Origin of the sequence: Limnobacter parvus (genome assembly GCF_024623725.1) — a bacterium.
Classification (GTDB): domain Bacteria; phylum Pseudomonadota; class Gammaproteobacteria; order Burkholderiales; family Burkholderiaceae_B; genus Limnobacter; species Limnobacter parvus.
Window position 1 is genome coordinate 37,109 of record NZ_JANKHG010000026.1, and the last position, 25,092, is coordinate 62,200.

The 25,092-nt window shown below is 51.7% G+C and carries 19 protein-coding genes; 16 read left to right on the forward strand and 3 right to left on the reverse strand.

The features are described from left to right. The first annotated feature begins 10 nt into the window (after window positions 1-10). The 3 genes from NSP04_RS12845 (at window position 11) to NSP04_RS12855 (ending at window position 2,405) form a co-directional block, all read left to right on the forward strand. Entirely contained in the window at window positions 11-727 is a 717-nt protein-coding gene (locus tag NSP04_RS12845; RefSeq protein ID WP_257512754.1) for a succinate dehydrogenase iron-sulfur subunit, read from the forward strand. Window positions 728-799: 72 nt separating this feature from the next. Further along, window positions 800-1,072: an FAD assembly factor SdhE gene (locus tag NSP04_RS12850; RefSeq protein ID WP_257512755.1), complete on the forward strand. Its 273-nt coding sequence runs from the start codon at window positions 800-802 to the stop codon at window positions 1,070-1,072. A gap of 25 nt (window positions 1,073-1,097) precedes the next feature. Further along, on the forward strand, window positions 1,098-2,405 hold the full coding sequence (locus NSP04_RS12855) for a citrate synthase (protein ID WP_257512756.1): 1,308 nt from the start codon (window positions 1,098-1,100) through the stop codon (window positions 2,403-2,405). Here NSP04_RS12855 and NSP04_RS12860 read toward each other — a convergent pair. Next, window positions 2,402-5,002, reverse strand: a complete 2,601-nt coding sequence (locus NSP04_RS12860; protein ID WP_257512757.1) for a chemotaxis protein CheW — start codon at window positions 5,000-5,002, stop codon at window positions 2,402-2,404. The genes NSP04_RS12855 and NSP04_RS12860 overlap by 4 nt on opposite strands. Window positions 5,003-5,382: 380 nt before the next feature. On the opposite strand from NSP04_RS12860, the gene NSP04_RS12865 reads away from it, so the two are divergent. From NSP04_RS12865 to NSP04_RS12885, 5 genes are all read left to right on the forward strand, one after another. Continuing rightward, a complete protein-coding gene (locus NSP04_RS12865; RefSeq protein ID WP_257512758.1) occupies window positions 5,383-8,241 on the forward strand; it encodes a 2-oxoglutarate dehydrogenase E1 component in 2,859 nt (952 codons plus the stop codon). Window positions 8,242-8,310: 69 nt separating this feature from the next. Continuing rightward, complete coding sequence (odhB, locus tag NSP04_RS12870) at window positions 8,311-9,597, forward strand: 2-oxoglutarate dehydrogenase complex dihydrolipoyllysine-residue succinyltransferase (RefSeq protein ID WP_257512759.1); 1,287 nt, start codon at window positions 8,311-8,313, stop codon at window positions 9,595-9,597. 12 nt (window positions 9,598-9,609) lie between these two features. Beyond that, window positions 9,610-11,046 (forward strand): dihydrolipoyl dehydrogenase, encoded by a 1,437-nt coding sequence (lpdA, locus tag NSP04_RS12875; RefSeq protein WP_257512760.1) that lies wholly within the window; start codon window positions 9,610-9,612, stop codon window positions 11,044-11,046. Window positions 11,047-11,134: 88 nt separating this feature from the next. Further along, window positions 11,135-12,226 carry a cell division protein ZapE gene (gene zapE, locus NSP04_RS12880; RefSeq protein ID WP_257512761.1) on the forward strand — a complete coding sequence of 364 codons (1,092 nt, stop codon included), beginning with the start codon at window positions 11,135-11,137 and terminating at the stop codon, window positions 12,224-12,226. After that, window positions 12,226-12,462, forward strand: a complete 237-nt coding sequence (locus NSP04_RS12885; RefSeq protein WP_257512762.1) for a hypothetical protein — start codon at window positions 12,226-12,228, stop codon at window positions 12,460-12,462. Before zapE ends, NSP04_RS12885 begins: the two co-directional genes overlap by 1 nt. Before the next feature lie 271 nt (window positions 12,463-12,733). On the opposite strand, the gene NSP04_RS12890 is transcribed toward NSP04_RS12885, so the two are convergent. Beyond that, window positions 12,734-15,100 carry a Tex family protein gene (locus tag NSP04_RS12890; RefSeq protein ID WP_257512763.1) on the reverse strand — a complete coding sequence of 789 codons (2,367 nt, stop codon included), beginning with the start codon at window positions 15,098-15,100 and terminating at the stop codon, window positions 12,734-12,736. Window positions 15,101-15,112: 12 nt separating this feature from the next. Here NSP04_RS12890 and NSP04_RS12895 point away from each other — a divergent pair, with 12 nt between their 5' ends. The 3 genes from NSP04_RS12895 to yoaA all read left to right on the forward strand — a co-directional run bounded on the left by NSP04_RS12895 (window position 15,113) and on the right by yoaA (window position 17,818). Then, a complete protein-coding gene (locus NSP04_RS12895; protein WP_257512764.1) occupies window positions 15,113-15,511 on the forward strand; it encodes a hypothetical protein in 399 nt (132 codons plus the stop codon). 104 nt (window positions 15,512-15,615) lie between these two features. After that, a complete protein-coding gene (locus NSP04_RS12900) occupies window positions 15,616-15,825 on the forward strand; it encodes a YdcH family protein (protein WP_257512765.1) in 210 nt (69 codons plus the stop codon). Between the two features lie 28 nt (window positions 15,826-15,853). Then, window positions 15,854-17,818 carry a DNA repair helicase YoaA gene (yoaA, locus tag NSP04_RS12905; protein WP_257512766.1) on the forward strand — a complete coding sequence of 655 codons (1,965 nt, stop codon included), beginning with the start codon at window positions 15,854-15,856 and terminating at the stop codon, window positions 17,816-17,818. A 56-nt stretch (window positions 17,819-17,874) separates the two neighbouring features. Here the strand turns inward: yoaA and NSP04_RS12910 are convergent, their stop codons facing one another. Beyond that, complete coding sequence (locus NSP04_RS12910) at window positions 17,875-18,723, reverse strand: outer membrane protein assembly factor BamD (protein WP_257512767.1); 849 nt, start codon at window positions 18,721-18,723, stop codon at window positions 17,875-17,877. A 115-nt stretch (window positions 18,724-18,838) separates the two neighbouring features. Between NSP04_RS12910 and NSP04_RS12915 the strand changes: the two genes are divergently transcribed. From NSP04_RS12915 to phbB, 5 genes are all read left to right on the forward strand, one after another. Then, window positions 18,839-20,002: an RluA family pseudouridine synthase gene (locus NSP04_RS12915; protein ID WP_257512768.1), complete on the forward strand. Its 1,164-nt coding sequence runs from the start codon at window positions 18,839-18,841 to the stop codon at window positions 20,000-20,002. Next, a complete protein-coding gene (gene pgeF, locus NSP04_RS12920; protein ID WP_257512769.1) occupies window positions 19,989-20,789 on the forward strand; it encodes a peptidoglycan editing factor PgeF in 801 nt (266 codons plus the stop codon). Before NSP04_RS12915 ends, pgeF begins: the two co-directional genes overlap by 14 nt. 329 nt (window positions 20,790-21,118) lie before the next feature. Continuing rightward, on the forward strand, window positions 21,119-22,975 hold the full coding sequence (locus tag NSP04_RS12930) for a PHA/PHB synthase family protein (protein ID WP_257512771.1): 1,857 nt from the start codon (window positions 21,119-21,121) through the stop codon (window positions 22,973-22,975). Between the two features lie 23 nt (window positions 22,976-22,998). After that, on the forward strand, window positions 22,999-24,177 hold the full coding sequence (locus NSP04_RS12935) for an acetyl-CoA C-acetyltransferase (RefSeq protein ID WP_257512772.1): 1,179 nt from the start codon (window positions 22,999-23,001) through the stop codon (window positions 24,175-24,177). A 36-nt stretch (window positions 24,178-24,213) separates the two neighbouring features. Continuing rightward, window positions 24,214-24,957 carry an acetoacetyl-CoA reductase gene (gene phbB / locus NSP04_RS12940; RefSeq protein WP_257512773.1) on the forward strand — a complete coding sequence of 248 codons (744 nt, stop codon included), beginning with the start codon at window positions 24,214-24,216 and terminating at the stop codon, window positions 24,955-24,957. Window positions 24,958-25,092 lie beyond the last annotated feature (135 nt).

The window sequence follows — 25,092 nt, forward strand, 5'->3', positions numbered from 1 at the left end:
GGTACAAAAAATGAGCGAAAAGAGAATCGTACGTTTTGAAATTTATCGCTACGACCCCGACACGGGCGAAGCGCCAAAAATGCAAAAGCTGGAAGTTGAGCTAGAACCGACCGACAAAATGTTGCTTGACGCGTTGATGCGAATCAAAAGCGATGTGGACGAGTCAATCGCTTACCGCCGCTCTTGCCGCGAAGGTGTTTGTGGCTCCGATGCCATGAACATCAACGGCAAAAACGGCTTGGCTTGTATTACCAACTTGCGCGACTTAAAACAGCCCATCGTATTGAAGCCGCTGCCTGGTCTGCCCGTGGTGCGTGACTTGATTGTGGACATGACCCAGTTCTTCAAGCAATACCATTCCATCAAGCCCTATTTGGTGAACGAAACGCCACCCCCTGAGAAAGAGCGTTTGCAGTCGCCCGAAGAGCGTGAAGAACTGGATGGCTTGTATGAATGTATTCTGTGCGCATGCTGTTCAACCAGTTGCCCATCATTCTGGTGGAACCCCGACAAGTTCGTGGGTCCAGCCGGTTTGCTGCAAGCCTACCGTTTTATCGCAGACAGCCGCGATCAAACCACTGGTGAGCGCCTGGACAATCTTGAAGACCCATATCGCTTGTTCCGCTGTCACACCATCATGAACTGTGTGGACGTATGCCCCAAAGGGCTAAATCCCACCAAGGCAATTGGCAAGATCAAGGAATTGATGGTTCGTCGCGCCGTCTAGAACAGTTGTTCGGAATTATTTAACCAAATCGGGGTTGTGCACTGCAAAACCCCGTTTTTTTTGTTGTAGCTTATGTCTAACCAGAATCATCAGGCTGATCCAAGTCAACGCGCGCGCCTACGCTGGCGCGCTCGACGCGGTTTGTTGGAAAATGACCTGATTATCGAACGATTTTTCGACAGGCATGAGATGGAGTTGACCAACAAGGACGTGCAGGCACTTACCGTGCTGTTCGAAGAAGTTGACAACGTTTTGCTCGACCTGTTTCTTGGCCGAAAAGAGCCAGAAGGCAGTCTGGACACACCTGATGTGCGCAAGGTAATCCAGATGATGCGAGATCTTTAATTTCAATCTAATAGAAGGAAATCCGATGAGCACAGAACACAAGGCCACGCTGTCTTTTTCCGACGGCACCCCCTCGGTAGAATTTCCCATTCACAAAGGCACCATTGGTCCCGACGTGATCGACATTCGCAAGCTGTACGGTTCAACCGGCAAGTTCACTTACGACCCCGGTTTTTTGTCTACAGCCGCTTGTAACTCCTCGATTACTTATATTGACGGAGACAAAGGCGAATTGCTTTATCGCGGTTACCCCATTGAGCAATTGGCACAAAACTGTGATTTCATGGACGTGTGTTATTTGCTGTTGAATGGCGAGTTGCCCAACGTTGCGGAAAAGCAAACTTTTGACGACTTGGTGACCAAGCACACCATGGTGAACGATCAAATGAACTTTTTCTTGCGTGGCTTCCGCCGCGATGCACACCCAATGGCTGTGATGACTGGTTTGGTGGGTGGTATGTCTGCTTTCTACCCAGATTCCATGAATTTGATGGACAAAAACCAGCGCGACATTTCAGCAATTCGTTTGATTGCTAAGATGCCGACACTTGTCGCAATGGCTTACAAGTATGGCATTGGCGCACCCAATATTTACCCGAAGAACTCACTAAGCTACACATCCAATTTCATGCGAATGATGTTTGGCAATCCATGTGAAGAGTATCAAGTGAACGATGTACTGGTTCGCGCCATGGATCGAATTTTTATCCTGCACGCCGACCACGAACAAAACGCTTCAACCTCAACTGTTCGTCTGTGCGCTTCGTCAGGTACCAACCCGTTTGCGGCGATTGCAGCGGGCGTGGCTTGTTTGTGGGGCCCTTCGCATGGCGGTGCGAACGAAGCTTGCCTGACCATGCTGTCTGAAATTCAGGCCAACGGTGGTATTGAGAAAATTGGCGATTTCATCGCCAAAGTGAAAGACAAAGATTCAGGCGTGCGCCTGATGGGCTTTGGTCACCGCGTTTACAAAAATTACGACCCACGCGCGAAGCTGATGCGTGAAACCTGTCATGAAGTGTTGAATGAGCTCGGCTTGCATGACGACCCCTTGTTCAAAATCGCCATGGCATTGGAAAAAATTGCGCTGGAAGATGAGTACTTTGTAAAACGCAAACTTTACCCGAACGTGGATTTTTATTCAGGCATCGTTCAAAAGGCGATTGGTATTCCTGTGCCATTGTTCACCGCCATCTTTGCGCTGGCTCGCACCGTGGGCTGGATCGCCCAATTGAACGAAATGATCGCTGACCCTGAATACAAAATCGGTCGTCCACGTCAGTTGTTCAATGGTGCAGCACACCGCGATGTGAAGCCAATCGATCAGCGCTAATCCACGCGTCGTAGTACTTTCTGTAAAAGCCCCTGACCTGTGTTGGGGGCTTTTTTTATACCTGCTTCCAGCTGATTCAGAAGTTGCTCGATATTCAGCATGACAACTATTCCGGATCCGGTTTGTATCAGCCCCTGAACAATGCTGCATTTTGTGTTTAAGCCGGCTGACTCTTGAATCGCAGACATGGGCAGGCTGGGTATCTCGCCCAGATCATCCACGGCGAGGGCGATTCTCGCGCGGTGCTTCCCGGTTTTCAACAGAATCATTTGTTTCCGAGTTTTCAAGCCGAGTACAGGACAGGGCTTCGATTCAAGAACTTGTTCGAGATTTACCAAGGTGACAGACTCATTTTTGTGCAGCGTGGTGCCCACAATCCAGTTGGGCGTATTTGGCATTCGAGCAATTTGGTCGCACAAAAAGGCTTCTACTGCGTCCTCGCTGTCAAGCCCATACCAGGACTGACCAAGGCGAAACGACGCAACATCCACCATTTGCTCTTTCAGCCCGGTTTGTCGAAATTCATCAAAGTTCATTTCAATCGGCTTATTTCGGTTTTTCGCCAAAGCGCCAATATTCAGGCCATACACGCAAATCAGATTGTTCTGATAGGCGCTAGAATCGCTTTTGTACTCGCGGTACGCCCCTGAATTGCAACTGCCGTAGGCAATCAGGCGGTTTTCATGCGTGAAGTAACCCAGTTCATTGCCTTGTTTTTCAAAGGGTAGTCTGCGCTTGACAGGCAAGTTCAATCGGCCATTTTCGCAAAACTGATCGGTGGTCGAAGACACGATTCGATTCTGTTCATCCACAAAGAATGCAAAGGCCTTGTGTTTGCTGTCGCCCATTGATTCGTTAAGAATCGCTTCAAACTGTGGTTCACTGTCGAACACCAGTGCAATGGCGCCAGTGACTTCAGTGGGGTGACTGGGGTCTTCGAAGATGGCTGCTGCGTAAATGTAAGTAGGTCGGTCTTGATACAGTGGGGTTGATTCAAATTCCGACACGCAATACTGGGTTTGATCCTTCAGCTGTATCACTTGCCTGGCCCAGGCAGCTTCGATGTATGTGCCGGGCTCGGTTAGTTGTGCACTGTCGCACATCACATGGCCTGTGCGGTCCAAAAGTAAAATATTCGTGTACACCGTGTAAAGGCTGTGAATATGTTTCAAGCAATCCATGGCCCGCGCTCGTGCAGCGGTGTCGTTGATCTGCACCAAAGCATCGCGCAGTGTCGGATTCAGTGCCCACCATCGGCAATCGTTCGCACGTTCGTAAAGATTTCGGTCCATCAAATCGATCGCCAGCATGGCTCGCGCTTGTTGTTCGATTTGGAAGCCATTGATTTCAGTTTGAACCAGGTCGTGAAGGGAGTTGGTGAACAATGTTTTGGTTCGTTCACCTGTTCGGCTAATTTCCCACAACAGGGTTTTGCTGAATGAGCCGCCCAGGTCTGTTTTGACCTCGCGTTGGTTCATGTTGCCATTCCATACGCTTCGATTTAGTTGTCGCTGTATTTGCTCAGCCTGATCCTGAATTTTTAAAATTCGGTGATCAATCAGTCCGTCTTTTTTGTCAATTTCAGGCAATCTATTCGTATTGCTGTGATTGGTATTGAACGCATGACTCAGTGGCACCAGACAAAATCCTTTCCAGCCGGGCCCCGCGTAGCCTTGATATCCTCGTGTTGAGCGCACGCAGCACAGGTAAGCCATCGGGCCAATTTGCGCCAATCCCCAATCGGAGTTTTCCGGCAAACAAATGGTCTGGTTGGGTGCAATGTACTGGGGGTTGCTGGATACAAGAACCTTGCCCTGCGTGTCGCTGACACCGCACACCCGCCATTCGGGTTGACTGGCAGCGTTACGCCGACCCACCACTTTGGAAAACAGGGCTTCACTTTCTTGCTCAAGATTAAATACAAGGGCGATGTAGCCTTTGATTTGACCCGCCAAGCCGATCTTCCAGGCATAGATTAATTCGTCTTTCAGGTCCGTTGGATCTTCCTGTACGGGGCGGTATGCCTCCACATAGTTGGCTGAACCCAACACCTGCGCTTTGAGCCATTCCAGTGACGTACCTGCGGTCAGCTTCCCTTGCATGTCAGCAATTACCTTGGCCTGTGCGTCCATCAAAATCACATTTTTGTAAACCGAGTAATTGGTCACATAGTCGCGCATTCTTCGAGTTACTTCATGCGCGGCAGTGTCGGTGAGCGGTGTGTTTTGATGATCGTCGCAACATTGACTGAATACCGGGTCAGTGGCCAAAAAGCCGATGTCCGCTGTGCGCTCATACAAATTTCGAATCAGAATATCGATTGAATTTTGTGCTCGAGTCGAAAGTAACTCAATGGCCTGGTGTGTGGATTGCTCCACAAGAAAATTTGTCAGATCACAAGCCAGTTGCTGGAAGTGCTGGCGGGTGTCGGAAATCTCGGTGCCCACCTGTGTCAGTTCACCCAGAAGGCTCAGACTGTTCCAGGTTGACTGAAGGTCTCGCAGTTCATCAATCAGCTCGTGCACGCTGTCAATATTCTTCGCCATGTCGATGTGGGCAACATCAATCTCGATGCCCCGGTATTTGCGGCTTGCCATGTGCCTATCCCTTCGGTGGAATAAGTATGTATGGTCCTGTTATTTGTCATGAGAGTGATCCCCTCGTAGAGTGGGGATCGCTCGCACGGGTGGAGATTTAACTGACGATCGTGAGAGCGTCACTTCAAAACCACACATTTGCAGCTTGCCGGTCGGATCGGTTTAGGGTGAGGTCTCTAATCTGCTATGCTTTGGGCTTACTCTTAAAACAGTCTTTTTGGCTGTTTTTTGCTATCTGGTTAGGGGCAGGAGCCCTACATACCAGACGGGGAGTGCGGTTTAACCCACGTGTGTAGGGATTCGGTCCGATGGCGATTGCCGAGGTCGAGTCCGAACCCCACATCTTTGAAACGAGAAACTCGGAAAAAGGTGAAGCGCAAATGATGCGATCATTTCAACAAAACTCGTATTTGTTCGGGGGCAATGCGCCCTATGTCGAAGAAATGTACGAGGCCTACCTGGACAACCCAGGCTCTGTGCCAGACAAATGGCGCGCCTATTTTGACCAACTGCAGATGGTTCCTTCCGCTCACGGTGACGTGAACGAGAAAGACGTCGCCCATGCGCCGGTCGTGCAGTCTTTTGCGCAACGTGCCAAAAAAGGTTTCTTGCAGCCACAGATTCAGTCCGCCGACTTGGAAGTGGCCAAAAAGCAGGTGCATGTGCAGTCAATCGTGGCCGCATATCGCTTCCTGGGCTCCCGCTTTGCCGATCTCGATCCGCTCAAACGACAGGAACGCCCGAACATCCCGGAACTTGATCCCGCCTTTTATGGCTTGACCGAGGCGGACATGGACATCACGTTCTCCGCCACCAACACGTATTTCGGCCAAGATCAAATGACCCTTCGCGATATCGTGAAGGCACTGCGCGACACCTACTGCCGCTCCATTGGTATTGAATACATGCACATCAGTGACCCCGCCCAAAAGCGTTGGTTGCAGGAACGAATGGAAACCAGCCTGGGCACGGCCCAGCTTTCGACCGAAGAAAAATTGCACATTCTTGAGCGATTGACTGCCGCTGAAGGTTTGGAGCGTTATCTGCATACACGTTATGTGGGTCAAAAGCGTTTTTCGCTTGAAGGTGGTGAGTCTTTTATTGCATCGCTTGACCATGTCATTCAGCGTGGCGGTGCCAACGGTGTTCAAGAAACCATTATTGGTATGGCCCACCGAGGCCGCTTGAACGTACTGGTAAATATTCTGGGCAAAAGCCCAAGCCAGTTGTTTGAAGAATTTGAAGGCAAGCATGCCGATGATTTGCCTGCCGGTGACGTGAAATATCACCAAGGCTTCTCGTCCGATGTCACCACACCCGGTGGCCCCATGCACTTGTCACTGGCATTCAATCCATCGCACCTTGAAATCGTTAATCCTGTAGTCGAGGGTTCAGTAAAGGCACGCCAGGAACGCCGTGGCGACAAGGAAGGCAAGCAAGTGCTACCAGTACTGGTGCACGGCGATGCTGCATTCGCCGGCCAAGGTGTTGTGATGGAAACCTTGAACCTGGTACACACCCGCGGCTACGGCACCGGCGGTACGGTTCATATCGTCATTAACAACCAGATTGGCTTTACAACTTCCGACCCCCGCGACAGCCGTTCCACGCTGTATTGCTCAGACGTGGTCAAAATGATCGAAGCGCCCGTGTTCCACGTGAATGGCGACGATCCTGAAGCGGTAATTTTTGTTACCCAGTTGGCTTTGGACTTCCGCATGGAATTCCAGCAAGACGTGGTCATTGATATTGTGTGTTTCCGCAAGCTTGGCCACAACGAACAAGACACGCCAGCAGTAACCCAACCACTGATGTACAAGAAAATTGGCCAGCACCCTGGCACCCGTGCCTTGTATGCAGAGCGCTTGGTGATGCAGGGCTTGCTGAAAGAAGACGGCGCCGAGAAATTGGTGGCTGACTTCCGCGCCGCGATGGACGAAGGCAAGCACAATCGCGCCGACCCTGTGCTGACCAATTACAAAAGCAAGTTTTCAGTGGATTGGTCACCTTACTTGAACAAGAAGTGGACTGACGCGGCCGACACCTCTGTGCCTGTTTCTGAAATCAAGCGCTTGTCCGAGCGTATTACCACCGTGCCAGAAACCTTCAAGGTTCACCCCTTGGTACAGAAAGTAATCGCCGACCGTGCTGCGATGGGGCAGGGTGAAACCCAGTTGGATTGGGGCATGGGCGAGCACCTCGCCTACGCTTCACTGGTTTCGTCGGGCTACGCGGTTCGAATGACTGGTCAGGATTGTGGTCGTGGCACATTTACTCACCGCCATGCTGTGTTGCATCATCAGGGTCGTGAGAAGTGGAACGAGGGCACCTACGTTCCTCTGGAAAATATTTCTGAAAGCCAAGCACCTTTCACCGTAATCGATTCCGTATTGTCAGAAGAGGCCGTACTTGGTTTTGAATACGGTTACTCAACTGCCGAACCGAATACCCTGGTAATTTGGGAAGCACAATTTGGTGACTTCGCAAACGGCGCCCAGGTAGTGATCGACCAGTTCATCTCATCGGGTGAAGTGAAGTGGGGCCGTGCTTCTGGCTTGGTCATGATGTTGCCACACGGCTACGAGGGCCAGGGTCCTGAACACTCGTCTGCCCGCATTGAACGTTTCTTGCAGCTTTGCGCTGAGAACAATATGCAGGTATGCCAGCCCACAACGCCGGCGCAAATTTTCCACCTGTTGCGCCGTCAAATGATCCGCTTGTTCCGCAAGCCATTGATCATCATGACGCCGAAGTCTTTGTTGCGCCACAAAGAGGCCACATCTTCTTTGCAAGACCTGTCCAAGGGCCATTTTCAGACAGTGATTGGTGATCAAGGCGAACTTGAAGCCAGCAAGGTCAAACGTGTGGTGCTTTGTTCAGGCCGTGTGTATTACGACCTGGTAGCTGCTCGCCGTGAACGCAACATCAAAGATGTTGCAATTGCCCGGGTTGAGCAACTGTATCCATTCCCGCACAAGTCATTGAGCGCTGAACTGCGCAAGTACCCCAATTTGACCGATGTGGTGTGGTGTCAGGACGAACCGCAAAACCAGGGCCCCTGGTTCCAGATTCAACACAATGTGTTGGAAAACCTGGCCGAGGGACAACGCTTGGGTTATGCCGGCCGTCCGGCTTCAGCTTCTCCTGCCGTGGGCTATTACGCCAAGCACAACGAACAGCAAAAAGCGCTGATCGATGCGGCTTTTGGCAAGCTCAAAGGTTTCGTAATCACCAAGTAATTACAGGAAGTGGGCTGACCATGTTGGTCGCCCGCACTTGAACAAAGAATTCAAAAAGGAAAATATTCCATGGCAATCGTAGAAGTGGTCGTACCACAACTGTCCGAATCTGTCGCCGAAGCAACATTGTTGAATTGGTACAAAAAACCCGGTGAAGCCGTTAAGCGTGACGAAAATCTGATCGACATCGAAACCGACAAGGTGGTACTTGAAGTGCCCGCGCCCTCTGCCGGAGTAATTATTGAAATTTTGTGTGAAGACGGTGCCACCGTGGTGGCCGGTCAACTGTTGGCGAAAATCGACACGGAAGCCAGTGCCGGCGCCACACCCACTGAAGTCAAGCCTGCGCAAACTGCTGCTGCCCCAGCTTCTCAAGCCCCTGCGCCTGCTGCTGCTGGCAGCCATGCGGATGGTTCAGTGGCTATGCCAGCCGCTGCCAAAATGATGGCTGAGAATAAACTGAGCGCAGATCAAATTGCAGGTTCAGGTAAAGATGGCCGCATTACCAAAGGTGATGTGATCGGTACTCTGAATGCACCGGCCTCAACACCCGCACCTTCAGCCAAACCTGCTTCTGCACCTGCCCCTGCCGCAAAACCAGTCAGCTTGTTGCCTGAAGTCAAAGCGCCACTTGATCCTTCGACCTTGATGGAAGGCCGCCCCGAGCAGCGCGTCCCCATGAGCCGCTTGCGTGCCCGTGTTGCCGAGCGTTTGGTGCAGTCGCAGCAAACCAATGCAATTTTGACCACCTTCAATGAAGTGAACATGAAGCCAGTCATGGATTTGCGCAACAAGTACAAAGACAAGTTCGAAAAAGAACACGGTGCCAAGTTGGGTTTTATGGGCTTTTTCGTAAAAGCCGCAGTAGCCGCCCTGAAAAAGTACCCCGTATTGAACGCATCTGTAGATGGTAACGATATCGTGTACCACGGTTATTTCGACATTGGTATTGCAGTGGGTTCCCCACGTGGTTTGGTGGTACCGATTATTCGCAATGCCGATCAGTTGAGCATTGCCGACATTGAAATGAAAATTTCTGAATTTGGCCAGAAAGCCAAGGACGGAAAGCTAACGCTTGATGACTTGACCGGTGGTACATTCTCCATCTCCAACGGTGGTGTATTTGGCTCCATGTTGTCGACTCCGATTATTAACCCACCCCAGTCTGCAATCTTGGGCATTCACGCCACAAAAGAGCGTGCTGTGGTTGAGAACGGCGAAATCGTGATTCGCCCCATGAACTACCTGGCCATGAGCTACGACCACCGAATTATCGACGGCCGTGAAGCGGTACTTGGTCTGGTTGCAATGAAAGAAGCTCTGGAAGACCCAGCTCGCTTGTTGCTGGAACTTTAAGGGGAACTATTCATGAGCACACAATATGATGTAGTAGTGATCGGCGCGGGTCCTGGCGGTTACATCGCTGCTATTCGTGCCGGGCAGTTGGGTATGAAAGTGGCCTGTATTGAAGGTCATTCATACGACGATCCCAAAGGCGAGCCGCGTTTGGGCGGCACTTGTCTGAATGTGGGTTGTATTCCATCCAAGGCCTTGTTGGCTTCTTCCGAGGAGTTTGAGAAGATTTCCCACCACGCTGAAGACCATGGCATTAGCGTGTCTGGCGCGAAGATGGATGTGGCCAAGATGATCAAACGCAAGGATGACATCGTGACCAAAATGACTGGTGGCATTCAATACTTGTTCAAGAAAAACAAGGTGACACCAATCAAAGGTTGGGCCAGTTTTTCAGGCAAGGTCGAGGGCGGTTTTGAGCTGACGGTGAAAACCGCAGCAGGTGAAGAAAAAGTGACCGCCAAGCAGGTGATTGTGGCCACAGGTTCCAAGGCCCGCCACTTGCCCAACGTACCCGTTGACAACGAAGTAATTTGCGACAACGAAGGCGCTTTGAAGTTTGGTGCTGTGCCCAAAAAATTGGGTGTGATTGGCGCCGGCGTTATTGGTCTTGAGTTGGGCTCGGTGTGGCGCCGTTTGGGTGCTGAAGTCACCGTGCTTGAAGCCATGCCCAATTTCCTGGCCGCTTGCGACGAGGGCGTTGCCAAGGAAATGCTGAAAATCTTCACCAAGCAAGGTTTGAAGATAAATATGGGCGTGAAAATTGGTGATGTGAAAGCCAGCAAGAAAGGTGTTTCTGTGGCTTACACCGACGCCGATGGAAATGCGCAAACGCTGGATTGCGACAAGCTGATCGTCTCGGTTGGCCGTGTGCCCAACACCGATGGCTTGAATCTTGAAGCGGTTGGTTTGAAAACCAACGACCGTGGTCAAATCGATGTAGATGCACATTGCCAAACTTTGGTGGCAGGAATTTACGCAGTTGGCGATGTAATTCGCGGTGCCATGCTGGCGCACAAAGCGGAAGAAGAAGGCGTCATGGTTGCTGAAATCATGGCGGGTCAAGCTGGCCATTGCAACTACGACACCATTCCCTGGGTTATTTACACATCGCCTGAAGTGGCGTGGGTTGGCAAAACCGAGCAGCAGTTGAAGCAAGATGGCCGCAAGTACAAGACGGGCCAGTTTCCGTTCATGGCCAATGGCCGTGCGTTGGGGCAGGGCGATTCACAAGGTTTCGTGAAGGTGTTGGCCGATGCAACCACTGATGAAGTATTGGGTGTTCACATCATCAACAGCCATGCCTCTGATTTGATTGCTGAAGCTGTGATGGCCATGGAGTTCAAGGCATCTTCTGAAGACATTGGGCGAATTTGCCATGCACACCCCAGTTTGTCTGAAGTAATGAAAGAAGCGGCTTTGGCTTGCGACAAGCGCCAACTGAACGGTTAATATTCGTTTCAGTGTTTTTCCAAACGGCTGGTGAATGTTTCATCGGCCGTTTTTAATTCAATCCAAAATCGGATAGTGCCGCTATATTGTGAACGTTCAGGAATATTACAAACAGACCTTGGCTGAACGTGGTTATCAGTCCGATGCGGCCCAGCAAAAAGCAGTGGATCGTATGCAGGTATTCCATGAAGAGTTCGTGGAATACAAAAAAGCGCGTGGAAGTGTAATCAGGAAATTTCTAAATCGCCCAGCTGTACCCAAAGGACTTTATCTGTGGGGCGGCGTGGGGCGCGGAAAAAGTTTCCTGATGGATTGCTTCTACAATTCAGTGACCGTACAACGCAAGGTACGCCTGCATTTTCACGAGTTCATGCGCGGTGTGCATGCAGAACTGGATGACCTGAAAGGTGTGCAAGACCCGTTGGATGAAGTGGCTGCACGAATTGCCAAACGCTACCGCCTGATTTGTTTTGACGAATTTCATGTGTCTGACATTGCAGATGCCATGATTTTGTACCGCCTTTTGGATGGCCTTTTTGCCAACGGCGTGACTTTCCTGATGACATCCAATTACAAGCCCGATGACTTGTATCCGGATGGTCTGCACCGCGATCGCTTGTTGCCCGCGATTGCCTTGATGAACAAACAGCTCGATGTGATCAATGTGGATGTAGGGGTGGATTATCGCCGCCGCACCCTTGAACAATTGAACATGTACTTAATGCCATTGGATGAGCACGCCGATCAACAGTTGACTGAGAACTTCAACAGACTGGCGGAAATGGCAGATGAAACAGCGCAGCTTCATATTGAATCGCGTGTAATCAAGGCAGTTCGTCGCGCCGGCTCTGTGGTGTGGTTTGATTTCCCAACGCTGTGTGGTGGACCGCGTTCGCAAAACGATTACCTTGAGATTGCCAGCCAGTTTCAAACGGTCATCTTGAGTGGTGTGCCCAAAATGGGCGCGGGCATGGCGTCAGAAGCGCGGCGGTTTACCTGGTTAATTGATGTGCTTTACGACCACAAGGTGAAGTTGATTATGTCGGCTGAAGTGGAGCCCGAGGAGCTGTACACCGAAGGTGCGATGGCGCATGAGTTTTTTCGGACGGTAAGTCGCATTGTTGAAATGCAATCGAAAGAGTATCTGGATTCGCCGAAGCGGAATGCGGTTCGGCTTTAATGGGCTTGTCAGAGGTTCGCACCGTGCTAATCCGCGGTTCGCAGCGCCTCACTCATTCTGCCTTGATCAAGTCGAATTCCCCATCTTTGTTTCTGGCTCAGGGCATGCGAAACGCCAAAGCGTCTTCGCATCGACCTTGCGGTCGCCCTTCGCTGCGAATCAAGCTGGGCGACTCGATCGTGAATCGGCAGAATGATTTGCTGCTGCTAACTTTGGGGGCATCAACTCGCGGCTAAGTATCACTGTCTTGTGTAAGCAGTTGCGAAGTTTGCATTGCCGTCGCTCCGCCTTCAAGAAAGCCTGCCCGTTTGTTGAATTCACCGTCCGCTCGGCAACGCCGAAAGCGCAACCCGCCCGTTTTTTTGCGGGTGCGCTTAGGACGATTAATTCAACAAAAAGGGAGTTTTCAGGCTTTCAGGCGGAGGAGGGCATGCAACTTCACAAATGCCGTAAAACCGCGGTTGACTTATGGTCATCCAACTTCGCACATACCGTATACATCGCGCGCTATTTACTTTCCTTCGCTTTCGCGAATGCTGCCGCAAACGCATTGTTCGCAAACCCCGCACCTTGCTTGGAATCCGCGCCGCTACGCCGGTCACCGCGTGAGTTTCCTCGCGTGTCACCTGCCCGATTGGCATGAACCTGCTTTCCGGCGTTCTGCCCCGGCGCCGCCTTGGGCACGTCCTCGCCCATTTTCATGGTCAATGAAATTCGTTTGCGTGGAATGTCCACCTCAAGCACTTTCACTTTCACGATTTGCCCAGTTTTCACCACGCTGTGGGGGTCTTTCACAAAAGTGTTCGACAAGGCTGATACATGCACCAAACCGTCCTGGTGCACACCAATGTCCACAAATGCGCCGAAATTGGCGACGTTGGTTACTACCCCTTCAAGTGTCATGCCCGGTTTCAAATCGGCCATGGTGTGTACTTTGTCATCAAACTTGGCGGTTTTAAAGCTGGGGCGCGGGTCGCGTCCGGGTTTTTCCAGTTCTACTAAAATGTCTTGCACTGTGGGCAAACCAAAACGATCGTCCACAAATTCAGTGGGTTTCAATTCTTTCAAGGCATCGCGGTTGCCCACAAGGCTGCCCACTGGTTTTTTAACCTTGGCGGCCATTTTCTCCACGACTATGTAGGCTTCAGGGTGAACCGATGAGGCATCCAGTGGGTTCTCAGCGCCGTGAATGCGTAAAAAACCAGCCGCTTGTTCAAAAGTTTTGTCGCCCAAGCGGGGTACTTTTCGTAGGTCCTCGCGGCTTGCGAATTTGCCATTGGTATTCCGGAATGTCACCAATGCTTTCGCAACGGATGCATTCAAGCCCGATACCCGAGACAACAATTGCTCTGAAGCTGTGTTCACTTCAACGCCTACGGCATTCACGCAGTCTTCAACTACAGCGTCCAGGCGGCCGCTCAATTGGCGCTGGTCTACATCATGCTGGTATTGGCCAACTCCGATTGACTTGGGGTCAATTTTTACAAGCTCGGCCAGTGGGTCTTGCAGTCGGCGTGCAATGGATACTGCGCCGCGAATGCTGACATCCAAGTCGGGCAGTTCCGCTGAGGCCAATGCAGAAGCGGAGTAAACCGATGCGCCGGCTTCGCTCACCATGACGCGCGTGGCTTTCAGGTCCTTGTGTTGAGTCAACAAGTCGGCAGCCAACTGGTCGGTTTCACGGCTGGCCGTGCCGTTGCCAATGGCGATCAGCTCAACGTTGTGTTTCATGCACAGTGCTGCAAGCGTGGCGATGGACTCATTCCACTGGCGGCGCGGCTCGTGCGGATAAATGGTGGCATGTTCTACCACTTGGCCAGTGCTGTCGATCACCGCCACTTTTACCCCTGTGCGTATGCCGGGGTCCAGACCCATCGTGGCTTTGCCGCCAGCTGGGGCAGACAAAAGCAGGTCTTTCAAGTTCTTGCCGAATACGGAAATTGCATCGGCCTGCGCGGCCTCACGCAGTGTGCCAATCACTTCACTTTCCATGCTGCTGGCCAGCTTTATTTTCCAGGTCCAGCGGCAGGTTTCGCTAAGGAATTTACCGCGTGGACTGTCATCCCGTTCTATGCCATGCAACCTGGCAATTTCAGATTCAAAGGGGTGTGGCGTGCGTGCGCTTTCCGCTTCCCACACCTCAGGCAAGTCCACTTTCAAGGTTAGAAAACCTTGTTCCCGGCCACGCAGCATGGCCAGCATGCGGTGTGAAGCCGTGCTGGCCAATGGTTCCTGGTGTTCGAAGTAATCTTGAAACTTGATGGCTTCAGCGGCTTTTTCGGGAACCACGGCGGCGCGAATGGCGCCCTCGGTGTTCAGGCGGTTGCGCAGCAAAGCCAGCAAGGCGGCATTTTCAGAAAACTGTTCCGCCAAAATATCGCGTGCACCGTCCAGCGCCGCTTTGGTGTCATTGATTTGGTGTTCTGCGTTCAGGTAGTTTGCAGCCAGTTCTTCAGGTACAGCACCTTTGTTGGAATAGATTTCTTCTGCTAACCCTTGCAGGCCTGCTTCACGTGCAATTTGTGCACGTGTGCGGCGCTTGGGCTTGTAGGGCAAATAAAGGTCTTCAAGTGTTTGTTTGTTCTCGGCTTTCTCAATGGCCGCCTTCAATTCCGGGCTTAATTTGCCCTGGCTTTCAATGGATTCAAGAATTGTGCTGCGTCGGTCTTCAAGTTCGCGCAAGTACACAAGCCGTTCTTGCAGGTCACGCAACACTGCGTCATCCAGTCCGCCTGTGGCTTCCTTGCGGTAACGTGCAATGAAGGGCACCGTAGAACCTTCGTCCATCAAATCGACGGCGGCTTTGATTTGTGATTGTGCTGCGCCCAATTCCTGAGCCAACTGGGCGATAATTCGATTTTGAACAAGCGACATGGGTTTGAGTCTATGAGTTTTCAACGTAAGCAGGGCATTGTGCCACAGCTTGTGAAGCCCTTTGCGATGGCTGTGCCACGCATGTTCGCTCTGCTAACACCAGCCACTGCGCTGTTACTGGCCGCGTGTAGTACCATACAATTGCAAGCGGACAAGCCGATGCCGCTTAGCACCCTAGAGCAAGCCAGGGCCTATGTGGCCGACCGCGAACGAACGCTTGAATTCCTGGAATATGAGATGAATCAGAAGTCGCGGGCTTGCTACAAGAAATTTTTTGTGTCGAGTTGTTTGGATGATGTTCGTTTGCAAGGCGCTGAAATTCGACGTGCTCACCTTGAAGTGCAGGGCAAGGCAGAGGACATGATTCGCCTGAACGACTACGCGAACCGCCGATCCAAAAAAGCGGAGTAGGTGGCGGTGTCGATCGGGTGACGCCCAATGGGTAGATTGTTGGCAGCCTTGGTGCACTTGGGGCTACAATGTGCAATACCTCGAGCTGGCTCAAATTCATACCCATGGTTCACACAGAAGACATTGAATCGATCAAACGGCGAATTGTCGAATTGCAAGTCGAACACCGTGATCTGGATCAGATCATTGCAATGCTGACCGCGCAACCCGGGTTCGATCAACTTCAAATTCGACGCTTGAAAAAACGCAAATTGCAGATCAAAGATTCAATCACCTTGCTGCAGATTCAGCTAGAGCCCGACATTCCTGCCTAACCATTCCGCCTAACTTTTACACGCCTGCATGTTTGATTTTTCAGAACCCTTGAATGAGGCCTTCGCGCCCGGTGGTGCCTTGGCCCGCCGTCTGCCAGGGTTCAGCGCGCGTGAATCACAAATTGAAATGGCCCAAGCCGTGGGGCAAGCCATTGAAAGCCAAACAGCCTTGGTGGTGGAAGCCGGCACCGGCACTGGAAAAACCTTTGCGTACGTGGTGCCAGCCCTTTTGTCGGGTCGCCGTGTGTTGTTGTCCACTGCCACCAAAACCCTTCAAGACCAGCTGTTTAACAAAGACCTGCCTTTGGTTCGCGAGGCCTTGGGTGTGCCCGTGAATGTGGCTTTGCTGAAAGGCCGCCAAAACTATGTGTGCCATTTTCATTTGGAGCGGGCATTGAAAGAGGCACGTTTGCCTTCCCCCCGCGAAGTGGATCATCTCCAAAAAGTGAAAGTGTTTGCAGCCCGCACATTCACTGGCGATCGCGCCGACTGTGCGGGTGTACCGGAAGATTCGGCTGTTTGGCCTTGGGTCACTTCCAACAAAGACAATTGCCTTGGTGGAGAATGCCCCAATGCATCAGAATGCTTTGTGAACAAAGCGCGTCGAGATGCGCTGGATGCGGAAGTCGTAGTTGTAAACCACCACCTGTTTCTGGCTGATTTGGCGTTGAAAGAGGAGGGTATTGCCGAATTGCTGCCTGCCTGTGACGTGATTGTGTTCGACGAAGCACACCAGCTGCCCGACATTGCCACGAGTCTGTTGGGCCAGGCAATTTCCACGGCCCAGTGCCAGGAGTTTTTGCGTGATGTGTTGATTGAAGGCAGAACCTCCAGCGCTGATGCAGGCGACTGGGATGCCGTATTGCGCCCCATGGAACTGGCGTTGAAAGAAATTCGCCGCATTGTGGGCACTGAAATTGATTCAGCACGATTTACGCATGCTCAATTTTTGGGGCTAAATGGCGTGGTTGCTGTCTGCACCGATTTTGAAACCAGACTTGAAAATTTAATTGAAATGATCAGCCCCCTGTCGATTCGCAATGAATCGTGGGTGAAGTTGCTGAGCAGGGCAAGCGAATTGTGTTTGCGATGGCAAGACTGGTTTTCTCCGGCAAATTCCCAAGAAGATGCGCAATCGGTGAGGTGGGTCAGCGTGTCCACCCACGTGGTGCAGTTTTGCGATTCGCCACTGGATGTATCAAATGCATTTGCGAAGTTATATGCCGAATTGCCCAAAGCTTGGGTATTCACCAGCGCCACTTTAAGCGTTAAGGAAAGCCTGCAGCACTTCACCCTGCAGGTTGGCTTGGATGATTGCAAGCAACTGTTGTTACCCAGCCCGTTTGATTATGAAACGCAAGCCTTGCTGTGCGTACCCGACAACCTGCCATTTCCGAACGAGCCGCAGTTCAGTAAAAAGCTGTGCGACTCTGTGTGGCCACTGCTGCAAGCCAGCAATGGCGGCGTGTTCTTCTTGTGCACAAGCCACCGCGCAGTGAAGCAGGTGGGTGAATACTTGCGCGATCGAATTGAAAAAAACGATCTGGACTGGAGTCTGCTGGTGCAGGGTGAAGCTTCCCGTGCTGAGTTGCTGGAACAGTTTCGGGTGTTGAACAACCCAGTGCTTGTGGGTGCTGCAAGTTTCTGGGAGGGTGTGGACATTCGTGGTGAAGGTTTGCGACTTGTGATCATAGACAAGCTGCCCTTCGCCCCGCCTGACGACCCGGTATTTCAGGCCAAAAGTGAGTTAATCAAAAGCAGAGGGGGCAATGCATTTCAGGACTTGTCATTGCCCGATGCGGCAATTGCTTTGAAGCAGGGTGCAGGCCGATTGATCCGCGACGAAACCGATTGGGGCGTGTTGCTGATAGGCGATCGTCGTTTGGTCGAAAAAGGATATGGCAAATTGTTGTGGCGTAGCTTGCCACCTTTTAGGCGCACCCGCGAACTGCAGGTCGCAATTGACTTCATGCTCGGCAAGCGCACTCAATAAAAAAGGGATCCTCAGAGACCCCTTTTCTAAACTGAATTAACAGGCACCGCCGCCAATCAGTCTTTCCAAACCTGCCACCATTTGGCTTCTATTTGCTCTTTTTCAGGCAAATCCATTTCCCAGTAAGGGCTGTCCTTGAAATTCAAGTCGATCACGCGTTTGGTGTCTTCAGCTAGGGTAGTCATGTTCAGTTTTTCGTAACTGCGCAGGCTGATGAACAGCGCCTCTTCAATGGATGGTGTTTGTTCGAATCGGCGAATTACTTCCTGCGCACGGTTCACCGCTGCAAGGTAGGCCCCGCGTTTGTAGTAATAGCGTGCAACGTGCAACTCATTCTGGGCCAATGCATTCACCAGGTATTGCAAACGCGATTTGCTGTCGTCATAGTATTTGCTGTCTGGAAAGCGACTTACCACTTCCTTGAACGCATCAAATGCAGCGCGCGTGCCCTTGGGGTCGCGCGCGCTTTGGTCTTCACCAGACAACAGAGAAAAGATGCCTTTGTCTTCGTTAAAGCTGACCAAACCACGCAGATAGAACACATAGTCCAGGTTTTGGTGATTGGGGTACAGCTTGATGAACCGCTCTGTTGCAGCCAAGGCCTGCGCATTGTCGCCAGCCTTGTAGTAGGCAAATGCGGTGTCTATTTGTGCCTGCTGGGCAAAACGGCCGTAGGGGTAGCGTGATTCCAACTTTTCCAGCAACTCAATGCCGCGCTCGTAATTGCCAACATCAATTTCAGCTTTCGCTTCTTCGTACAGTCGAGCGGGGCTCCAGCCTTCAGTTTCATCGAATTGTTTTGCGGCGCCGCAAGCGGCTAACGCGAAAATCAACGCGGGGATCAGGAATAACTGCGATAATGTGCGCAACCAAGCGGTGCGCGGGGCCAATGTGGTTTTATTCATGTGATTTCGAAACCCGAAGTGTCCCTGTTTGATCATCAATGGTTTTCCATTATATCGGGCAAAGCCCTTGCCGCCCACCAGCGGCATACTCAATTGAAAGATTCGATTTTAATTTATGACGTCCCAAATTCACCACGACGCTGAAAGCGTACTACCCGATCAACCTTTGCAGGCCAAGGTGCCCATGGAACTGGGGGGCTCGCGTTTGGACAAAGTGATTGCCGAGTTGTTCCCTCAGTATTCCCGTTCTCGCTTACAAGGCTGGCTGAAAGAAGAACGCGTGCTGGTGAACGGTGTGGCCGCTGCCAAAGGCAACCAGAAAGTGCAGGGCATGGACGAGATTGCCCTGAGCCCTGGCGTATTGGCTCACATGCAGGCATTAATTCCTGAAGACATGAACCTGGACATTGTGGCGCGAACAGCGGAATACACAGTGGTGAACAAGCAGGCCGGGCTGGTGGTGCACCCAGCCCCTGGGCATTGGACCGGCACTTTGATGAATGGCCTGTACCATCTGGACCCCGAGCTGATTCACGTGCCACGCGCTGGCATTGTTCACCGGCTGGATGCCGACACCACCGGTTTGATGGTAGTGGCCCGCACGCAGGAAACCCAGGTTAAGCTGGTCCAAATGCTGCAAGCCCGAATTGTGAAGCGGGTTTACCTGGCGATGGTGTGGGGACGAATCTCGAACCCCTTGACTGTGAATAACCCCTTGGGGCGAGATCCACGCAACCGCCTGCGCATGGCTGTGGTGGACCATGGCAAGCCAGCTGTTACCCACTTTACACCTGTGGCCTTCGGCGAATTGCTTGAAGTGCCTGTTACCTTGATGGTGTGTCGCCTGGAAACTGGTCGTACACATCAAATTAGGGTGCATGCCCAACACGCAGGTTTCGCTCTGGTGGCCGACCCGGTTTATAAAATTAAAGGTGCGGGTAGCCATTCGGCATTGCGAATTTCTTCCATTGAACTGCCCAATGGTGAGAAGTTCGAGCGCCAAGCCCTGCATGCCACACACCTAAGCTTTCCAGACCCAGCTCATTTTCATGTTCAGGCTGATGATGAAGCCGCCGAGGACTGGGATGAAAGCCTTGGCAACCATGAATGGCCTGAATATGTGGCCAAAGCACCTGAAGACCTGCGCTTGCTGGGTGAAATGGCTGGAATCGACTTCCATTCCGACGAAGTGGAAGAGGCGGTACTCGATGAGGCCCACCAACACAAAGCATCGGTGCTGGTTCGATTTGATGACGACGACCTTGATGAGATTGAATAAAGTAATTCCAGTTTCAAGGCTTGGACCGCAATGGGCGGGTGTGAAAGTGCTGGTGACCGAAGCTGGGTTTCAGCAGGGCAACTTTCAACAAACCGCTTACGGGTTTAATTTGGGTGTGCACGTAGGCGATGAACCCTCTGAAGTAGAGGCACGCCGAGCGGCTGTTCAGGCTGAAATGGGCGCACCCATTGTGTGGCTGAACCAGGTGCATGGGTGCGATGTATTCAAAGCAAACGACCTTCCTGATTCAACTCCACCCCAAGCCGATGCTTCAATTACAACATTCGACCACACCACTTTGGCAATCATGACGGCAGATTGTTTGCCGGTGGTGTTTGCCGCAATCAATGCTTCTGGCAAAGTATTGGGTGTTGGCGCTGCGCACGCGGGTTGGCGTGGTTTGCATGCAGGCGTTTTGCAAGCCACGGCGAATGCACTGGCCGACTCATGTGCGGTACCTGCCGGGCAGGTCAAGGCATGGATGGGGCCAGCCATTGGCCCAGAATCATTTGAAGTTGGGCAAGACGTTCTCGACGCCTTTGTTCAGCAAAATCCTTCGAATGCCGCCTGCTTCAAAGCAGATCAAACGAAAGACAAATACTTGGCCAATATTTACGCCTTGGCGCGCATTGCCCTTAACAATGTGGGAATTGTGAATGTTGAAGGCGGTGATCTGGATACCCTTACGGATTCCCGCTGGTTTTCTCATCGGCGGGGGCAGCATCAGGGGGTTCCATCTGGCCGTTTTGCGACGCTAATTCGGCTTCTTCCCTCGCAAGTCGCTTGATCCGCCTCGATTTTGTTCCCATCAAATAAGCCAGCACACCACAGGGAAAAGCCCCGTAAAACAGGAAAGTGACCACACCTGCAACGAAGTTTGTTTCGGTGGCAGCCATCAGGGTGACTACGTACATCCAACCAATGATAACTATGTACATCTTTGCTAACTCAAGGGTGAAGCGAATACACTGGGATGGTGCATGATATTTTCGGCTTCAGCAAACGGTAAGGGTCAGAGGCATACAATTATTTGACAACTGAAAATGTTGCAATGCACAATATAAGGATAAGGCCGACGAGCCAAGGGTGCACAAAGCACCCAAAAAGGAGAGGAAGGTGAACAAACAAATACCAGACTTCAATGAAGTCTTCGGTCAGCTATTGCCTGTTGCTGAACAAATGCAACAGCAGATGCAGGCCCAGTTTCAACAAGCCATGGGCGCATTTGGGCAGCCAGCTCCTATGCCTTCAATGGGTCAGTTTCCAGGCTTCCGGTCCATGGCCCCGCTTCAAAATGCGGCCATGGGTGCAATTCAGCCGTTTATGAATTCGATCATGGGTGCCTGTCAGTCTGCACTCAGCCAAATACCCATGCATTCCCTCACGCAGATTCAAACCGAGTACACAGCAGAATTGTCTGCATTGATGGCATCTGCATTTTCTGCAATACCCAACCCGGATGGCAAACCCACTCAGCCAGTTCCGCTTGAAACCTGGATTCAGGGCGACAAACGATTCGCCGCACCCGACTGGCACGATCACGGTGTGTATGAATTTACAGCCGCCATGTATTCCTTGAATGCGAGATTCACCAAACGCATCGTTGAGTTGGTGCCTTCTGAAAACCCGGACAAGCGCAAGGTGGCCTACGCCGTTGAACAAATGGTCGATGCGCTAAGCCCTTCGAACTTTTTTGTGACCAATCCCGAGGCGCAAAAAAAGCTTCTTGAAACCAAGGGTGAAAGCCTGACCCAGGCCATGCAAAACCTGATGGCCGACATGCAAAAAGGCCGCATTTCGCAAACCGACGAAAGTGCTTTTGAGGTCGGTGTGAATGTGGCGACTACGCCCGGTGATGTGGTGTTCGAATGTGAGTACTTTCAACTGTTGCAATACAAACCCACCACCGAGAAAGTGGGCAAACAGCCCATGTTGTTCGTGCCACCGTGTATTAACAAGTACTACATCCTTGATTTACAGCCTGCCAATTCGCTGGTGAATTTTGTGGTTGGGCAAGGCCACACGTTGTTTCTTGTTTCATGGAAAAACCCCACCGAAGCCGAAGGCCATTTTAGTTGGGACGGCTATGTGGAAGAGGGCGTGATCAAGGCCATCGAGGTGGCAAAGGCCATTTCCAAACAACCTAAGTTAAATGTGTTGGGCTTCTGCGTGGGTGGCACTTTGCTGGCCACGGCGTTGTCTACATTGGCCAATCGCGGAGATGACAGCGTTAACAGCGTTACTTTCTTGACTACATTGCTTGATTTTACCGACACCGGTGCGCTTGGCGTGTTCGTGGATGAATCTCAGGTCAAAGCCCGCGAAGAAAGCATAGGCAAGGGCGGCGTGATGCCGGGCAAGGATTTGTCGAGTGCGTTTTCTTCCCTGCGGCCAAACGACTTGATCTGGAATTACGTGGTGAACAATTACCTGAAAGGTGAAAAGCCACCCGTGTTCGACCTGCTGTACTGGAACAGCGACAGCACCAATTTGCCTGGTCCCATGTTCGCTTGGTACCTGCGCAATACCTACCTTGAAAACAAGGTGTGCCAGCCCGGTAAATCGGTGGTGTGCGGCATTCCGGTGGATTTGGGTTTGATTGATGTGCCTGTTTACATTTTGGCCACCCGTGAAGACCACATTGTGCCGTGGACCAGTGCATTTCAAACCAGTCATTTGGTCAGCGGTGATTCACGGTTTGTATTGGGTGCCAGTGGTCACATTGCAGGGGTAATTAACCCGGCCAGCAAGAACAAACGCAATTATTGGGTGTGCGAAGGGGACATTCCCGACACGCCGGAAGCCTGGTTTAAGAAAGCCAAGGAAGTACCGGGAAGCTGGTGGAATGATTGGGCACAGTGGCTAGAGCCAATGAAGGGCGGCGAGGTAAAAGCACCCGCCAAACCTGGCAATGCCAAGTTCAAACCGATTGAACCTGCACCCGGACGATATGTAAAACAACGTGCTGTATAAAAACTTAAAATAGGAGAGTCGACATGACTGAAGTTGTAATTGTTGCTGCGGGACGTACCGCACTTGGAAAATTTGGTGGTTCTCTGGCCAAAATTCCAGCCCCTGAACTGGGCGCCCATGTCATCAAAGGTTTGCTTGAAAAAACCGGCGTCAAAGGCGAGCAAATTTCTGAGGTTATTCTGGGCCAGGTATTGACTGCCGGTTCAGGTCAAAACCCAGCGCGTCAAGCCGTGATCAAAGCCGGGTTACCCGTGGGTGTTCCAGCCATGACCATCAACAAGGTGTGTGGTTCAGGCTTGAAGGCAGTGATGCTGGGCGCACAAGCCATTGCCTGTGGCGATGCTGAAATCGTGATTGCTGGTGGCCAGGAAAACATGAGTGCTTCCCCGCACGTCATGATGGGTAGCCGCGATGGTGTTCGCATGGGCGACGCCAAGCTTGTAGACAGCATGATTGTTGATGGTTTGTGGGACGTCTACAACCAGTACCACATGGGCATTACCGCCGAAAACGTGGCCGAAAAGTACAGTATCAACCGCGCAGAGCAAGATGAATTTGCAGTGAAAAGCCAGAACAAAGCGGAAGCTGCAATTCAGGCCGGAAAGTTCAAAGACGAAATTTTTCCGCTGACCATTCCCCAACGCAAGGGCGACCCGGTTGTGTTTGACACCGATGAATTTCCACGCCTTGGCGCCACTCTGGATAACATGACCGCGTTGAAGCCCGCCTTCAAAAAAGACGGCAGTGTAACCGCAGCCAATGCGTCTGGTTTGAACGATGGCGCAGCGGCAGTCATGTTGATGAGCGCCGCGAAAGCCAAAGAATTGGGCTTGCCTGTGCTGGCCAAAATTCAGGCCTATGCCAGTGCTGGCCTGGACCCGACCATCATGGGCATGGGTCCGGTGCCTGCATCGAAGAAGTGTTTGGAAAAAGCAGGCTGGACTGCTTCTGAGCTTGACCTGATGGAAATCAACGAAGCCTTCGCAGCTCAAGCGTGCGCGGTTAACAAGGAAATGGGTTGGGACACATCGAAAATCAATGTGAATGGCGGTGCAATTGCGCTGGGCCATCCAATTGGTGCTTCGGGTTGTCGTGTGCTGGTAAGCTTGATTCATGAAATGAACAAGCGCGATGCCAAGAAGGGTTTGGCTTCCTTGTGTATCGGCGGTGGTATGGGCGTGGCTTTGGCCGTGTCGCGGTAAGTTTGAATTTATATAAATAAAGAAGGGATGTGAATCATGAGTGAACCAAAAGTAGCGTATGTAACAGGTGGTATGGGTGGCATTGGAACGGCCATTTGCAAGAAGTTGTGTGAGTCTGGTTACCGCGTAATCGCGGGCTGTGGCCCCAATTCACCACGCAAGGAAAAATGGCTGGGCGAAATGCGCAGCGCAGGCTACGAAGTGTATGCCAGCGAAGGCAATGTGGCCGATTGGGACAGCACAGTAACCGCGTTCGAGAAAGTGCGCGCCGAGCACGGCACTGTTTCAATTCTTGTGAACAACGCGGGTATTACCCGCGACGGCACCTTTGTAAAAATGAGCCGTGACGATTGGTCTGCCGTGATCGACACCAACCTGAACTCATTGTTCAATGTGACCAAGCAGGTTATTGGTGGCATGGTTGAGCAAGGCTTTGGCCGCATCATCAACATTTCCTCGGTAAATGGGCAAAAGGGTCAGTTTGGTCAAACCAACTACTCCACAGCCAAAGCGGGCTTGCGCGGTTTCACCATGGCATTGGCACAAGAAGTGGCGTCAAAAGGCGTGACAGTGAACACCGTTTCCCCCGGCTACATTGGTACAGACATGGTTCGCGCCATTCGTCCCGATGTACTGGAAAAAATTGTCAGCACCATTCCGGTAAAACGTTTGGGCACGCCTGAGGAAATCGCTTCCATTTGCGCATGGTTGGCTTCTGAAGACTCTGGTTTTTCAACCGGCGCTGACTTCTCGTTGAACGGCGGCTTGCACATGGGTTAACACCCGGCGCATTTTTGGCAACGAAACGCCAAAAAGACGGTATGATGTTGCACTGCACGTTGAAAAGCGTGCAGTGCTTTGTTTTTTGTAAGTGCTTGTTTGTGCAAGATTGTTTGCTAGTCTTTGGAACAGGTA